This window comes from uncultured Aquincola sp., from assembly GCF_964001545.1.
Taxonomy (GTDB): Bacteria; Pseudomonadota; Gammaproteobacteria; order Burkholderiales; family Burkholderiaceae_C; genus Aquincola.
On the sequence record NZ_CAXFDV010000516.1, the window covers coordinates 1 to 13,075 of the forward strand.

Genomic DNA, 13,075 nt, shown 5'->3' on the forward strand with positions numbered 1-13,075 from the left:
AGGGCATCGGCACCGAAGGTCACCGGTTCACCTTCCACGGTGAAGCCACGCACCTTGAGCACGTTGTGCACCGTCAGCCCGTACTTCAGGCAGTGCACGCCGCCGGAGTTCTCGGCCACGTTGCCGCCGATGGTGCAGGCGATCTGGCTGCTGGGGTCGGGCGCGTAGTACAGGCCGTAGGGCGCCGCCGCCTCGCTGATGGCCAGGTTGCGCACGCCGCACTGCACGAGCGCGGTGCGGGCATACGGGTCTACCTTGAGGATCTTGTTGAACTTGGCCAGCGACAGCGTGACACCCAGCCTGTGCGGCATCGCGCCGCCCGACAGGCCCGTGCCAGCGCCGCGCGCCACCACCGGCACCTGCAGCGCGTGGCAGGTGCGCAGCACGGCGCTCACCTGCTCTTCGGTCTCGGGCAGCACCACCACCAGCGGTTGCTCGCGGTAGGCGGTCAGGCCGTCGCACTCATAGGGCACGGTGTCCTCGCCGCGCCACAGCAGCGCATGGGGCGGCAGCACGCGCCCCAAGGCCTGCACCACTTCGGCCTGACGGTTGGCTCGGTCGGTCATGCGGGTCTCCTGAACAGCTAGGCGAAGTAACGCGAATCGCCCGTGCGCTCCGGCGTCAGCAGGATGCCGGCGTCCACGTTCTGGATGTTGGTGTGGCCGCAGAAGGCCATGGTCACGTCCAGTTCCTTGTGGATGATCTGCAGCGCGCGGGTGACGCCGGCTTCACCCATCGCACCCAGGCCGTAGACCATCGCGCGGCCGATCATGGTGCCGCGTGCGCCCAGCGCCCAGGCCTTGAGCACGTCCTGCCCGCTGCGGATGCCGCCGTCCATCCACACCTCGGTGCGGTGGCCCACCGCTTCCACGATGGGCGGCAGCGCGGTGATGGACGACGGCGCGCCGTCGAGCTGGCGGCCGCCGTGGTTGCTGACCACGATGGCATCGGCACCCACGTCGGCGGCCAGGCGTGCGTCTTCCACCTCCATGATGCCCTTGAGGATGAGCTTGCCGCCCCACTGCTGCTTGACCCATTCGATGTCGGCCCACGACAGGCGCGGGTCGAACTGCTCGTTGGTCCAGGAGGCCAGCGAGTTCATGTCGCTCACACCCTTCACATGGCCCACCAGGTTGCCGAAGGTGCGGCGCCGCGTGCCCGCCATGCCCAGGCACCAGGCGGGTTTGGTCATCAGGTTGAGGATGTTGCGCAGCGTGGGCCGCGGCGGTGCGGTCAGGCCGTTCTTCAGGTCCTTGTGGCGCTGACCGATCACCTGAAGGTCGAGCGTGAGCACCAGCGCGCTGCAGCGGGCCACCTTGCAGCGCTCGATCATGCGGGCCATGGCATCACGGTCGCGCATCATGTACAGCTGGAACCAGAAGGGCTGCTGCGTGGCCGCCGCGATGTCCTCGATGGAGCAGATGCTCATGGTGGACAGCGTGAAAGGAATGCCGAACTTCAGCGCCGCGCGGGCGGCGTGGATCTCGCCATCCGCATGCTGCATGCCGGTGAGCCCCACCGGGGCGATGGCCACCGGCATGCGCACCGGCACGCCCACCATGGTGGTGGCGGTGCTGCGGTTTTCCATGTTCACCGCCACGCGCTGGCGCAGCTTCAAACGCTGGAAGTCGCTTTCGTTGGCGCGATAGGTGCCCTCGGTCCACGAGCCGGAATCGGCATAGTCGTAGAACATGCGGGGCACGCGCTTTTCGGCCAGCACCCGCAGGTCTTCGATGTTGGTGATCACCGGCATGTGGCAGCTCCTCCTCGGTGGCTCAATGCACCACCATCAACGTGAACGGATAGACGTAGGCCTGCAACGTGACCAGGATGCCCACCAGGCTGGCCAGCGCGATGGAGTGGAAGAACACGTAGCGCAGGATGTCGCCTTCATGGTTGAACCAGCGGGTGGCGGTGGAGGCCACCACGATGGACTGGGCGTCGATCATCTTGCCCATCACGCCGCCCGAGCTGTTCGCCGCGCCCATCAGGTTGGCCGACAGGCCCAGTTGCTCGGCCGCCACCTTCTGCATGCCGCCGAACAGCACGTTCGACGCGGTGTCGGAGCCGGTCAGCGCCACGCCGATCCAGCCCATCAGCGTACCGAAGAACGGGTAGAACACGCCGGTGTTGGCGAAGGCCAGGCCCAGCGTGGTGTCGGTGCCCGAAAAGCGCGTGAGCGTGCCCAGCGCCAGCATCAGCACGATGGTGAGCAGCGAGAAGCGCACCAGCCAGATGGTGCGGAAGAACTGGCCCACCAGCTGCACGACGTTGAAGCGCATCACCAGGCCGCCGACGATGGCCGCCAGCAGGATGCCGGTGCCGGTGGCCGACAGCAGGTTCAGCGTGTACACGGCCGACTCCGCGGTGGGCGTGGGCACCACCGGCGGCATCTTCTGCACCATCTTGTGCAGCCCTTCGATCGGGAAGGCCGGCGCGAACAGGCCGTTGAGGAACTTCTTGACCGAGGGCAGGCCCCAGATGAACACGAACACGGTGAGGATGACCCAGGGCGTCCAGGCCTGCACCACGGCTTCACGCGGGTGCTTGGTCACGGCTTCGGGCGGCAGCGCCGGGCCGCTGCCGGCTTCATGGCCCTTCAGCGAGGTGCTGGTCCAGATCTTCTTGGGCTGCCACACGCGCAGGAAGCTCACCAGCGCCACCATCGAGACGATGGCCGCGATGATGTCCACCAGCTCAGGGCCGATGTAGTTGGACACCAGGAACTGCGCGATGGCGAAGGAGCCGCCCGTCACCAGGATGGCGGGCCAGATTTCCCACATCGCCTTGCGGCCGGCAAACGCCCAGATCAGCCAGAACGGCACCAGCAGCGAGAAGAACGGCAGCTGGCGGCCGATCATCGCGGTGACTTCCATCAGGTCGTAGCCATGCACGTTGGCCAGCGTGATCACCGGCGTGCCCAGCGCGCCGAAGGCCACCGGCGCGGTGTTGGCGATCAGCGAAAGCCCCGAAGCGGCCAGCGGCGAAAAGCCCAGGCCGATCAGGATGGCCGCCGTCACCGCCACCGGCGTGCCGAAGCCGGCCGCACCTTCGAAGAAGGCGCCGAAGGCGAAGGCGATCAGCAGCAGCTGCAGCCGGCGGTCCTGCGTGATCCCGGCGATGGAGTCCTGCAGCACCTTGAAGGAGCCGTGCTTTTCGGTCAGCTGGTGCAGGAAGATGATGTTCAGCACGATCCAGCCGATGGGCAGCAGGCCGGTGAAACCGCCCAGCATGGCCGCGCGGCCCGCCATGCCCGCCGGCATGCCGTACGCGAAGATGGCGATCAGCAGCGCGGCCACCAGGCCGGCGCCCGCGGCGATGTGGGCCTTCATGTGCAGGAAGCCCAGGCCCACCAGCATCACCACCACCGGGATGGCCCCGAGCAGGGTGCTGATGAGCATGTTGCCGAACGGGTCGTATACCTGTTGCCAGACCAAGGTGTCTCTCCTCGCGTGTTTGTGGGATGTGTAGTGCTGCCCACCCTCACCGGGCGGGGTCCGCGTGTCGCACTGTAGGAATGCGCCCGGACCCCCGGCTGAAAGTTCTTGGCCGCTCACGTGAGACTTTTTCACGGCTCAGTACAAACCCCGAGAGGCGGTGGCCACCTCAAGACAAACCCGGCTTGTCCTATACAAACCGCACGAAAAGTCATTTCTTCGTTCAAGTCTCAGACTATGCCGCCGAGAACGCACCACGCCCTCGGAGTACGTATGAGACAAAACCTGCCGGTCACCCAACGAGAGTTCGATTACCCCGACGATGCGACGCTGATGTCGAGCACCGACACGCAGAGCCACATCACCTACGCGAACGAAGCCTTCATCCAGGTCAGCGGCTTTGAACGCGAAGACCTGCTGGGCCAGCCGCACAACCTGGTGCGCCACCCCGACATGCCGACCGAAGCCTTCGCCGACATGTGGGCCACCTTGAAGGAAGGCCAGTCGTGGACCGCGCTGGTGAAGAACCGCCGGCGCGACGGCGACCACTACTGGGTGCGCGCCAATGCCACGCCAGTGGTGCGCGGCGGTCAGGTGGTGGGCTACATGTCGGTGCGCACCAAGCCCTCGCCCGAGGAGGTGCAGGCGGCCGAGTCCACCTACAAGGAGTTTCGCGAAGGCCGTGCCGGCAGCCGGCGCTTCCACCGCGGCCTGATCCTGCACACCGGCCTGATGGCTTGGCGCTCCGTCGGCCAGACCCTGCCCATCCGCTGGCGGCTGGCGCTGCCGGCGGTGGCCTTGTCGCTCACCGCGCTGCTGGGCGCCTGGGCGCTGGGCCTGCCCGCCACCGGCGTGCTGCAGCTGGGGGCCTTGCTGAGCGTCGTCACCGGCTTCATGCTGTGGACGCTGCACCACCAGGTGGTGCGGCCCTTGCGCCAGGTGCTCAGGCAGGCGCAGGCCGTGGCGGCCGGCACCACCGGGCGCAACCTGCACTTCAACCGCATCGACGAGATCGGCATGCTGATGCGGGCGGTCAACCAGTCGGGCCTGAACCTCAAGTCGCTGGTCGACGACGTGGGCCAGCAGATCGACTGCCTGCGCCAGTCGAGCGACAAGATCGCCGACGGCAACACCGACCTCAGCGCCCGCACCGAGCAGACGGCCAGCCAGCTGCGCCAGACCGCCGAATCCATGGGCCAGATGACCACCACGGTGCGCAACAACACCGACACCGCCCGCTCGGCCACCAGCCTGGCCAGCGAGGCCAGCCAGGCGGCCAGCCGCGGCGGCGACGTGGTGGGCCGCGTGGTGGGCACGATGAGCGAGATCAGCACCAGCTCGCGCCGCATCAGCGACATCATCGGCACCATCGACGGCATCGCCTTCCAGACCAACATCCTGGCGCTCAATGCCGCGGTGGAAGCCGCGCGGGCCGGCGAACAGGGCCGCGGCTTTGCGGTGGTGGCCAGCGAGGTGCGTGGCCTGGCCCAGCGCTCGGCCGACGCCGCCAAGGAGATCAAGCAGTTGATCCAGGCCAGCGTGGAAAAGGTGGAAGCCGGCACCGCGCTGGTGGACGACGCCGGCCAGGCGATGACCGACATCGTCAACAAGGTGTCGCAGGTCACCGACCTCATCTCGCACATCAGCGAGGCGTCGAACGAGCAGATCAACGGCATCGTGCTGGTGAACACGGCCGTCGCCAGCCTGGACGACGCCACCCAGCAGAACGCCGGGCTGGTTCAGGAAAGCGCGCAGTCGGCCGCTTCGCTGCAGATGCGGGCGCAGCGGCTGGAAGAGGCCATCGACGTGTTCAAGATGAGGTGAGCGCTTCGTTGAGCCAGTCCACGAAGGCGGCGCATTCCCAGCGCTCCAGCGTGCCGGGCTTCCAGCAGATGAAGTGGTGGTAGGGCGAGGGCACGCTGCGCGGCGACAGCCGAACCAGCCGGCCCGAGTCCACCCAGGCCATGCCCAGCTTGCTGCGCGACAAGGCCACGCCGAAGCCGGCCACGGCCGCGTCCAGCATCAGGCCCACGTCGTTGAACTGCGAGCCCTCCCGCGGCTCGGGCAGGTGGATGCCGCAGGCGTCGAACCAGGTGCGCCAGGGCTCCAGCGGGCTGCGGATGAGGCGCGCCCGACCCACCCGCTCGGCGGTGTCGAAGCCGTCGAAGGGACCGAACTCGTGCAGGTACTCGGGGCTGCACACCGGAAACACCTCGTCGCTGAGCACCCGCTTGCTTTCCAGGCCCGGGTAGGCGCCGTGGCCGTAGCGCAGCTCCAGGTCGGCGCTTTCGGCAGTGATGTTGAGCAGCGGGATCGACACCTGCAGGATCAGCTCGACGTCGGGGTACGCGTGACGAAACAGCGCCAGCTTGGGCAGCAGGATCTGCCGCGAGAAGGTGGGCGTGACCGCCAGCCGCAGCTGCGTCATGCGCGGTGAAGGCACCGCCTCGGGCGGCTGGCCCAGCAGCTTGATGGCCGCGCGCACCTGCCCCAGGTAGGCGCTGCCATCGGCCGTGAGGCTGAAGTCGCCACGCTCGAACAGCTTGAGCCCCAGCTGCGATTCCAGCTGGCGGATGCGATGGCTGACCGCGCTGGGCGTCACGCTCAATTCGTCGGCGGCCTGGCTCACGCTGCGCAGCCGGGCCAGCGCCTCAAAGCTCAGCAGGCAGTTGATCGGCGGGATGCGGGCGGTGGCCATGCGTGGCGCTGCGTCAGACGCCCTCGTCGATGAAGGCGCGCAGCCGGGCCATCGCCGCTTCGGGCTGGTCGCGCCAGGTGCCGTGGCCGGCGTCGGCAAGGCCGGTGAACCGTGACCAGCGCAACGGCAAGGCCGCGGCGATGTCCTGTGCATCGGCCAGCGGGCACACCGGGTCTTGTTCGCCGGCCAGCACCAGCACCGGGCCCTGCGCATTGGCCAGGCCGGGCAGCAGGTCCATGCCCTGCTGCTCGCCCGCGGCCCAGTGGAACAGGATCTCGGGCGTGAAATGCGAGCGCGCCTTGGCCTGCGGATCGGCCGGCGGCCGGGTGTTGTACAGCGGCATGCACAGGCGGTCGTACACCGCCCAGGTGTCGGCGGCGGGCCGGGTCCAGAAGGCCTGCGCCGCCGCGCGCGCGGGCTCGCCGCCCAGCCGCTCGAACATCGCCAGCTTGCGCGCCAGCCCCAGGTGCGGCGAGGTGCTGGACAGCACGACCCGCAGCGGATGCGCCGGGTGCCGCGCGATGTAGCGCTGGGCCACGAAGCCGCCAAAGGACTGGCCCAGCACGATGGGCCGCGCGATGCCCAGCACTTCGCACAGCCGCACGATGTCGTCGGCCAGCAGGTCCAGCGTGCATTCGGCCAGCGGCCGCGGGCTGCTGCGGCCATGGCCGCGGTGGTCGTAGTAGACGATCTGCGCCACGTCGGCCAGCTGCGAGAACAGCGGCTTGAAGCTGCTGTGGTCGAAGCCCGGGCCGCCGTGCAGCACGATCAAGGTGGGCTTCTCGCGCCAGCCGGCGCCGTCGGGCACCAGGCCCGGACCTTCCACGTCCACGAACAGCCGGACGCCGGGTTCGATGGTGATGTGCATGGATGGTGGATCAGGCGTAACGCCGACCCAGGGACTCGGCAATGCACACCGGCTTGGCCATGCCTTCGCACTCCACCGTCACTTCGCAGGTCAGCTGCACCCCGCCTTCGATCGCGTCGCAGGCCAGCAGTTTGAAGTGGCCGCGCAGCCGGCTGCCCACCGGCACCGGCGAGGTGAAGCGCACCCGGTTGAGGCCGTAGTTCACGCCCATGCGCGTGCCCGTGACTTCAAAGGCCGTGGCGCCGAACGCGGGCAGCAGCGACAGCGTGAGAAAGCCGTGCGCGATGGGCGTTTTGAACGGGCCTTCGGCCGCGCGCTGCGGATCGACGTGGATCCACTGGCGGTCTTCGGTGGACTCGGCGAACAGGTCGATGCGCCGCTGGTCCACGGTGATCCAGTCGCTGGTGCCCAGCACCTGGCCCACCAGCGTGGGCAGTTCCTCGAAACGGTAGGTCTTGGTCATGCCCGGGCGATCCATTGCGTCAGCGGCTGCCACTGCGGCAGGTCGCGGTCCACGCGGCTCGGGGCCACGTCCCACAGCGTCAGGCCATGGGCCGCCAGCTGCACATAGTTCTGCGTGTCGCGCAGCTGGGCCACCACCGGCACGCCCAGTTCGTCGAGAAAGTGGCGCAGCTGCTCGGCCGCCAGCGTGTGCTCTCGCACGCGGTTGGCCACGATGCCCACGCGCACCCGGTCGCTGCGCTTGTGCTGCTGCAACTCCTGGATGAAGGCGTAGGTGGCGTGGATGTCGAACAGGCTGGGCTGCAGCGGCACCAGCACCAGGTCGGCGATCTTCATCACCTCGTCCAGCCGCTTGCCGCGTAGGCCGGCCGGCGTGTCCAGCACCACATGGGTGGTGCCCTTGGGCGGCTTGACGATGTTGTCGCGCTGCACTTCCCAGCCGGTGATGGCGGGCAGCTGCGGCGGGCGCAGGCTCAGCCAGTGGCGGGACGACTGCTGGCGATCCACGTCGCCCAGCATCACCGCATGGCCCTGGCGGGCCATCCAGCCGGCCGTGTTGGTGGCCACGGTGCTCTTGCCGGCACCACCCTTGGGATTTGCGACTACGACCACCGGCATCCGAAGCTCCTTGTCTCGAAAGGTTATGGTAGCGAAGACTCCACGCTTGCCGACCCATCTTGGCCCCCACCCTCGTCCTGCTCGCCCACCCGCACCTGGAGCACTCGCGCGTGCACCGCAGCCTGCTGCAGTCCCTGCAACAGGCCGGCCTGCCCGAGCTGGAAGTGCGCGACCTCTACGCGCTCTACCCCGACTACCTGATCGACGTGCCGGCCGAGCAGGCGGCGCTGGCGCGGGCGCGGCTGGTGGTGTGGCAGCACCCGCTGCACTGGTACGGCATGCCGGCGCTGATGAAGCTGTGGGTGGACGAGGTGCTGTCCTTCGGCTGGGCCTACGGCCCGGGCGGCGACCACCTGCGCGGCAAGGACCTGTGGCTGGTCACCTCCACCGGCGGCAGCGTGCATGCGTACAGCGAGGCCGGCTACAACCGCCACCCTTTCGATCACTTCATGCCGCCTTATGCGCAAACGGCCGACCTGTGCGGCATGCGCTTTCTGCCGCCCAAGGTGCTGCATGGCGCCCAGCGGGCCACCGCCGAAGAGTTGCAGGCCTTCACGCAGGCCTACCTGACCAAGCTGCGCCGCTGGCCCGACTGGACGCTGCACCTGCCGCTGCCCGAAGAATTCATCCTGCCCGTCTCGGGCAGCGACCGGCCGCCCGCTGCGGCGGCGGCGGAATAAGCAGGGGCCGGGCATGGAACACGGCAGCAACTGGCTCGGGCTGAGCCTGATCTACCTGGCCGCCGCGGTGATCGCGGTGCCGCTGGCGCGCGCGGTCGGCCTCGGCTCCATCGTGGGCTACCTGGCCGCGGGCATCGTCATCGGGCCTTCCGGCGTCGGGCTCATCAGCGATCCGCAGGAGATGCTGCACTTCGCCGAATTCGGCGTGGTGCTGATGCTGTTCCTGGTGGGCCTGGAGCTGGAGCCGCGCCGGCTGTGGGCCATGCGCCGGCCCATCTTCGGCTGGGGCAGCGTGCAGACGCTGGGCTCGGCCGCGCTGATGCTGGGCGTGGCCGTGGCCGCCGGCGTGGACTGGCGGCTGGGCGTGGTCGGCGGGCTGGGGCTGGCCTTGTCGTCCACCGCCATCGGCCTGGGTGTGCTGAACGAGCGCAACCTGATGGCCACCAGCGCCGGCCGCAGCGTGCTGAGCGTGGCGCTGCTGCAGGACATCGCGGCCATTCCCATCCTGGCGCTGATCCCGCTGCTGGCCTTCGGCGGCGCCGGCCAGCCGCAGGGCCATGGCTGGTGGGAAGGCGCCAAGGTCATCGGCGTCATCGTGGCCATCATCCTGGGCGGCCGGCTGCTGCTGCGGCCGGCGCTGCGCTGGATTGCCGGCAGCCGCACGCCAGAGATCTTCACCGCCGCGGCGCTGCTGCTGGTGGTGGCGATCGCGGCGCTGATGCAGGCGGTGGGCCTGTCGATGGCGCTGGGGGCCTTCCTGGCCGGCGTGCTGCTGGCCGAAAGCGAATACCGGCGCGAGCTGGAAACCGACATCGAGCCCTTCAAGGGCCTGCTCCTGGGCCTCTTCTTCATCGCGGTGGGCATGAGCATCGACTTCCGCGTGGTGCTGGCTTCGCCGGGGCTGATAGTGGCGCTGGTGCTGGGCTTTCTGCTGCTGAAGGTGGGCGTGCTGGTGCTGATGGCCCGCGGCATGGGCATCGCGCTGGTCGAGCGGCCGGTCTTCGTCATCCTGCTGGCGCAAGGCGGCGAGTTCGGCTTCGTGGTCTTCCAGACGGCGCAGCAGGCCCAGGTGATCACCGCCGCGCAGTCGTCGCTGCTGGCGGCCGTGGTGGCCTTGTCGATGCTGGTGTCGCCCCTGCTGCTGGTGCTGTCGGACCGCTGGCTGACGCCCAAGCTGGCCCGGCAGACGCCGCGCAAGCCCAGCGACCCGGCCAGCGAACTGAAGGAGCAGCAGGATGCGCCGGTCATCATCGCCGGCTTCGGCCGCTATGGGCAGATCGTGGGCCGGCTGCTGTTTGCCAACGGCATCCATGCCACCGTGCTGGACCACGATGCCGATGCCATCGACACCGTGCGCCGCTTCGGCATTCCGGCGTTTTACGGCGACGCCACGCGCCTGGACCTGCTGCGCATTGCCGGCGCGGCGGACGCCCGGCTCATGGTCATCGCGCTGGACGACGTGGACCAGAGCCTGAAGCTGGTGGACCTGGTGCAGCAGCATTTCCCGCAGCTGACCATCGTGGCCCGTGCCCGCAACGTGACGCACTACTACGGCCTGCGCGACCGCGGCGTGCAGCACATCGAACGTGAAACGCTGGACGCCGCCTTGATGACCGGCCGCAGCGCGCTGGAAGTGCTGGGCTGGCAGCCGCATGCGGCGCGCCAGCGGGCGATGCTGTTCCGCCGCCACAACGTGGCGCTGCTGGAGCGCATGGCGCCGCATTTCCGCGACGAAGCCAAGCTCATCGCCATCACCAAGCAGGGCCGGCAGCAGCTGATGGAGCTGTGGGCCCGCGAGCGCGAGCAGGACGCCCAGAGCCGCGGCGCGGGCGACTGGTACACCCAGCGCGACGGGGAGGCCGGGCGCGAGCCGCCGCCGGCCTGAACGCACCTGCCTGGCCGGGAGGCCCACCCGCCCGCCGGGCCGTCCCAAGGGCGGGTGCTCCCCCTCGGGGGGGCGCGAGCGCAGCGAGCTTGGGGGCCAACATCAGCGTGAAAACGCCACCACCGCGTCCACCAGCCGGCTGGCGCGCTGCTGCAGCCCGCCCGAGGCGGCGGCCGACTGCTCCACCAGCGCGGCATTGCGCTGGGTCATCTCGTCGAGCGAGCCGACGGCGCGGTTGACCTGCTCGATGCCCAGCGCCTGCTCCTGGTTGGAGGCGTTGATCTGCTCGATCAGCTGCCGGGTGCGGGCCACCTGTTCCACGATGTCGGCCATCGCGCCGCCGGCCGTGTCCACCAGCTTCGAGCCGCGGTCCACCTGCTCGGTGCTGCTGGCGATCAGCGTCTTGATCTCCTTGGCCGCCTGCGCGCTGCGCTGGGCCAGGCTGCGCACCTCGCCGGCCACCACCGCAAAACCGCGGCCCTGCTCGCCGGCCCGCGCCGCCTCCACCGCGGCATTGAGCGCCAGGATGTTGGTCTGGAAGGCAATACCGTCGATCACGCCGATGATCTCGGCGATGCGGTTGCTGGAATCGGAGATGGCGCGCATGGTGGTCACCACCTCGCGCATCAGCTCGCCGCCGCCGCTGGCCGCCGCGCTGGCGGTGGCCGACAGCGCGGCCGTCTCGCGCACCTGGGTGGACGACTGCTGCACCGCGGCCGTCATCTGCTCCATCGAGGCCGCGGTTTCCTGCAGGTTGGCCGACGCTTCTTCGGTGCGCTGGCTCAGGTCGACGTTGCCCTGCGCGATCTCTTCGCTGGCCGTCTGCACGCCCACCGCCTGCGCCTTCACGTCGTCCAGCAGCGCACGCAGGTTCAGCCCTGCCTGGTTGACCGCCCGTGCCACGGTGCCGATCTCGTCGATGCGCTGAAAGCGCGTGTCATTCACCTGGCCGGCGGCCACCTGCAAGGCCTGCTCCTGCAACTGCTGCAGCGGGCGCGTGATCTGCGCATGCAGCCAGCTGCCCGCCACCGCCGTGAAGGCGCCGATGGCGGCCAGGCCACCCGCCAGGCTGCCGGTGGCGCCATGCGGCGTGGCCAGCATCAGCGCGGCCGCGCTGCCCAGCCCCAGCACGCCGGTGCCCAGCTGCAACCGCCAGCCCACGGGCATGGTGTGCAACAGGCTGCGCCAGGCGCGCCAGCCGGTGTGCACCAGCACGCCCTCGCGGAATGCCAGTCCGCCGGCCCGGCCTTCACGGAAGCGGCGGTACAAGGCCTCGGCCTGCTGCACCTCGTGCGTGGGGGCATGGGTGCGCACCGACATGTAGCCGGTGACCTCGCCGCCCTGGCGCACCGGCGTGGCATTGGCGCGCACCCAGTAGTGGTCGCCGTTCTTGCGGCGGTTCTTGACCAGTGCCGTCCACGACCGCCCGGCCTTGAGCGTGCGCCACATGTCGGCAAAGGCTTCCGGCGGCATGTCGGGGTGGCGCACCATGTTGTGCGGCTGTCCCATCAGCTCGTCCAGGCTGAAACCGCTGGCTTCGCAGAACGATGCATTGGCATACGTCACGATGCTGCGGGTGTCGGTGGTGGACAGCAGGGTCTGGCCAGCCGCAAGCGGGTGCTCTCGGCCGGTCACGGGCAGGTTGGTTCGCATGGGCACTCGATGAACACGAACAGCGAAAATGCTGCAAGTGCTTTATCGAACCTCCATCCGCCGGCTTAAATGATTTCTATGGCCGCGGACGCAAGGGCTGCATCATTTGCGCCGCCCAGGTATCGCCGGCCGGCGTGGCGGTGCCGTAGCGCTGCGGCCAGGTGGCGGGCAGGTGCAGCGTGCCGAACAGCCGGTCGATCCAGGGGAAGATGGCCGCAAAGTTCTTGTCCTGCACCGCAGGATCGTCGTTCGTGTGGTGCCAGTGGTGAAAGGCCGGTGTGGCGACCCACTGCTCCAGCCAGCCGAAACGCCAGCGCAGGTTGGCATGCACAAAAAAGCCCAGCGCGGTGCCCAGCACCATGTAGGCGGCGGTCACGGGGTCCAGGGCATGGCCGTGCGCCTGCACCAGGCCCAGCGCATACAGCGGCACCAGACCGCACAGGCGCACGAACACCAGGTCCACCGGATGGGCGCGGGTGTTCACCAGCCAGTCCATCTGCTCGGCGCTGTGGTGCAGCGCATGAAAGCGCCACAGCGCCGGCACCGCATGGGCCCAGCGGTGGCCCCAGTAGGCGGCCATGTCGCCCAGCACCACCACGGCGGCCAGGCGCAGGCCCAAGGGCCACGAGGCCACCCAGGCGTGCAAGGCCGATGGCACCGCCGCATGCGCCAGCACCGCCAGCGCCATGGCGGGCACCAACAGCAGCCACTTGAGCAGCAAGCCGTTGAAGAAATACCAGCACAGGTCGGTCACCCTGCCGGGTCGGCGCCAGG

Annotated in this window: 12 protein-coding genes; 3 read left to right on the plus strand and 9 right to left on the minus strand. The window is 69.1% G+C overall.

What is annotated here, in order from left to right; translation table 11 throughout:
• The 3 genes from ABNT58_RS17475 to ABNT58_RS17485 all read right to left on the minus strand — a co-directional run.
• Positions 1 to 566 (minus strand): FAD-binding protein (locus ABNT58_RS17475; protein ID WP_348754719.1); only part of this gene is annotated, 566 nt, incomplete at its 3' end.
• Between the two features lie 17 nt (positions 567 to 583).
• A complete protein-coding gene (locus ABNT58_RS17480) occupies positions 584 to 1,753 on the minus strand; it encodes an alpha-hydroxy acid oxidase (protein ID WP_348754720.1) in 1,170 nt (389 codons plus the stop codon).
• A 22-nt stretch (positions 1,754 to 1,775) separates the two neighbouring features.
• The gene (locus tag ABNT58_RS17485; protein ID WP_348754721.1) at positions 1,776 to 3,437 is read right to left on the minus strand and encodes an L-lactate permease; all 1,662 of its coding nucleotides are present in this window, start codon (positions 3,435 to 3,437) and stop codon (positions 1,776 to 1,778) included.
• A gap of 273 nt (positions 3,438 to 3,710) precedes the next feature.
• Between ABNT58_RS17485 and ABNT58_RS17490 the strand changes: the two genes are divergently transcribed.
• Positions 3,711 to 5,261, plus strand: coding sequence for a methyl-accepting chemotaxis protein (locus ABNT58_RS17490; protein WP_348754722.1), 1,551 nt, complete (start codon positions 3,711 to 3,713; stop codon positions 5,259 to 5,261).
• Here the strand turns inward: ABNT58_RS17490 and ABNT58_RS17495 are convergent.
• From ABNT58_RS17495 to ABNT58_RS17510, 4 genes are read right to left on the minus strand one after another with little or no spacing between them, the layout of a single operon-like run.
• Positions 5,248 to 6,135: a LysR substrate-binding domain-containing protein gene (locus tag ABNT58_RS17495; RefSeq protein WP_348754723.1), complete on the minus strand. Its 888-nt coding sequence runs from the start codon at positions 6,133 to 6,135 to the stop codon at positions 5,248 to 5,250. The genes ABNT58_RS17490 and ABNT58_RS17495 overlap by 14 nt on opposite strands.
• Positions 6,136 to 6,148: 13 nt before the next feature.
• Positions 6,149 to 7,003 carry an alpha/beta hydrolase gene (locus tag ABNT58_RS17500; protein ID WP_348754724.1) on the minus strand — a complete coding sequence of 285 codons (855 nt, stop codon included), beginning with the start codon at positions 7,001 to 7,003 and terminating at the stop codon, positions 6,149 to 6,151.
• Positions 7,004 to 7,013: 10 nt separating this feature from the next.
• Positions 7,014 to 7,466, minus strand: coding sequence for a MaoC family dehydratase (locus ABNT58_RS17505; protein WP_348754725.1), 453 nt, complete (start codon positions 7,464 to 7,466; stop codon positions 7,014 to 7,016).
• Entirely contained in the window at positions 7,463 to 8,083 is a 621-nt protein-coding gene (locus ABNT58_RS17510; protein ID WP_348754726.1) for an AAA family ATPase, read from the minus strand. The genes ABNT58_RS17505 and ABNT58_RS17510 overlap by 4 nt, the downstream gene beginning before the upstream one ends.
• Before the next feature lie 59 nt (positions 8,084 to 8,142).
• Here ABNT58_RS17510 and ABNT58_RS17515 point away from each other — a divergent pair, with 59 nt between their 5' ends.
• Positions 8,143 to 8,763, plus strand: a complete 621-nt coding sequence (locus ABNT58_RS17515) for an NAD(P)H-dependent oxidoreductase (RefSeq protein WP_348754727.1) — start codon at positions 8,143 to 8,145, stop codon at positions 8,761 to 8,763.
• Between the two features lie 13 nt (positions 8,764 to 8,776).
• Positions 8,777 to 10,648 carry a glutathione-regulated potassium-efflux system protein KefC gene (kefC, locus tag ABNT58_RS17520; protein WP_348754728.1) on the plus strand — a complete coding sequence of 624 codons (1,872 nt, stop codon included), beginning with the start codon at positions 8,777 to 8,779 and terminating at the stop codon, positions 10,646 to 10,648.
• 102 nt (positions 10,649 to 10,750) lie between these two features.
• On the opposite strand, the gene ABNT58_RS17525 is transcribed toward kefC, so the two are convergent.
• Positions 10,751 to 12,301 (minus strand): methyl-accepting chemotaxis protein, encoded by a 1,551-nt coding sequence (locus ABNT58_RS17525; RefSeq protein ID WP_348754729.1) that lies wholly within the window; start codon positions 12,299 to 12,301, stop codon positions 10,751 to 10,753.
• 76 nt (positions 12,302 to 12,377) lie between these two features.
• A partial coding sequence (locus ABNT58_RS17530) for a sterol desaturase family protein (protein WP_348754730.1) occupies positions 12,378 to 13,075 on the minus strand: 698 nt, incomplete at its 5' end.

Coding starts and splice junctions, on each gene's coding strand:
- ABNT58_RS17480 (WP_348754720.1), bottom strand. CDS start 1,753: ATGCCGGTGATCACCAACATCGAAGACCTGCGGGTGCTGGCCGAAAAG.
- ABNT58_RS17490 (WP_348754722.1), top strand. CDS start 3,711: ATGAGACAAAACCTGCCGGTCACCCAACGAGAGTTCGATTACCCCGAC.
- ABNT58_RS17495 (WP_348754723.1), bottom strand. CDS start 6,135: ATGGCCACCGCCCGCATCCCGCCGATCAACTGCCTGCTGAGCTTTGAG.
- ABNT58_RS17500 (WP_348754724.1), bottom strand. CDS start 7,003: ATGCACATCACCATCGAACCCGGCGTCCGGCTGTTCGTGGACGTGGAA.
- ABNT58_RS17505 (WP_348754725.1), bottom strand. CDS start 7,466: ATGACCAAGACCTACCGTTTCGAGGAACTGCCCACGCTGGTGGGCCAG.
- ABNT58_RS17510 (WP_348754726.1), bottom strand. CDS start 8,083: ATGCCGGTGGTCGTAGTCGCAAATCCCAAGGGTGGTGCCGGCAAGAGC.
- kefC (WP_348754728.1), top strand. CDS start 8,777: ATGGAACACGGCAGCAACTGGCTCGGGCTGAGCCTGATCTACCTGGCC.
- ABNT58_RS17525 (WP_348754729.1), bottom strand. CDS start 12,301: ATGCGAACCAACCTGCCCGTGACCGGCCGAGAGCACCCGCTTGCGGCT.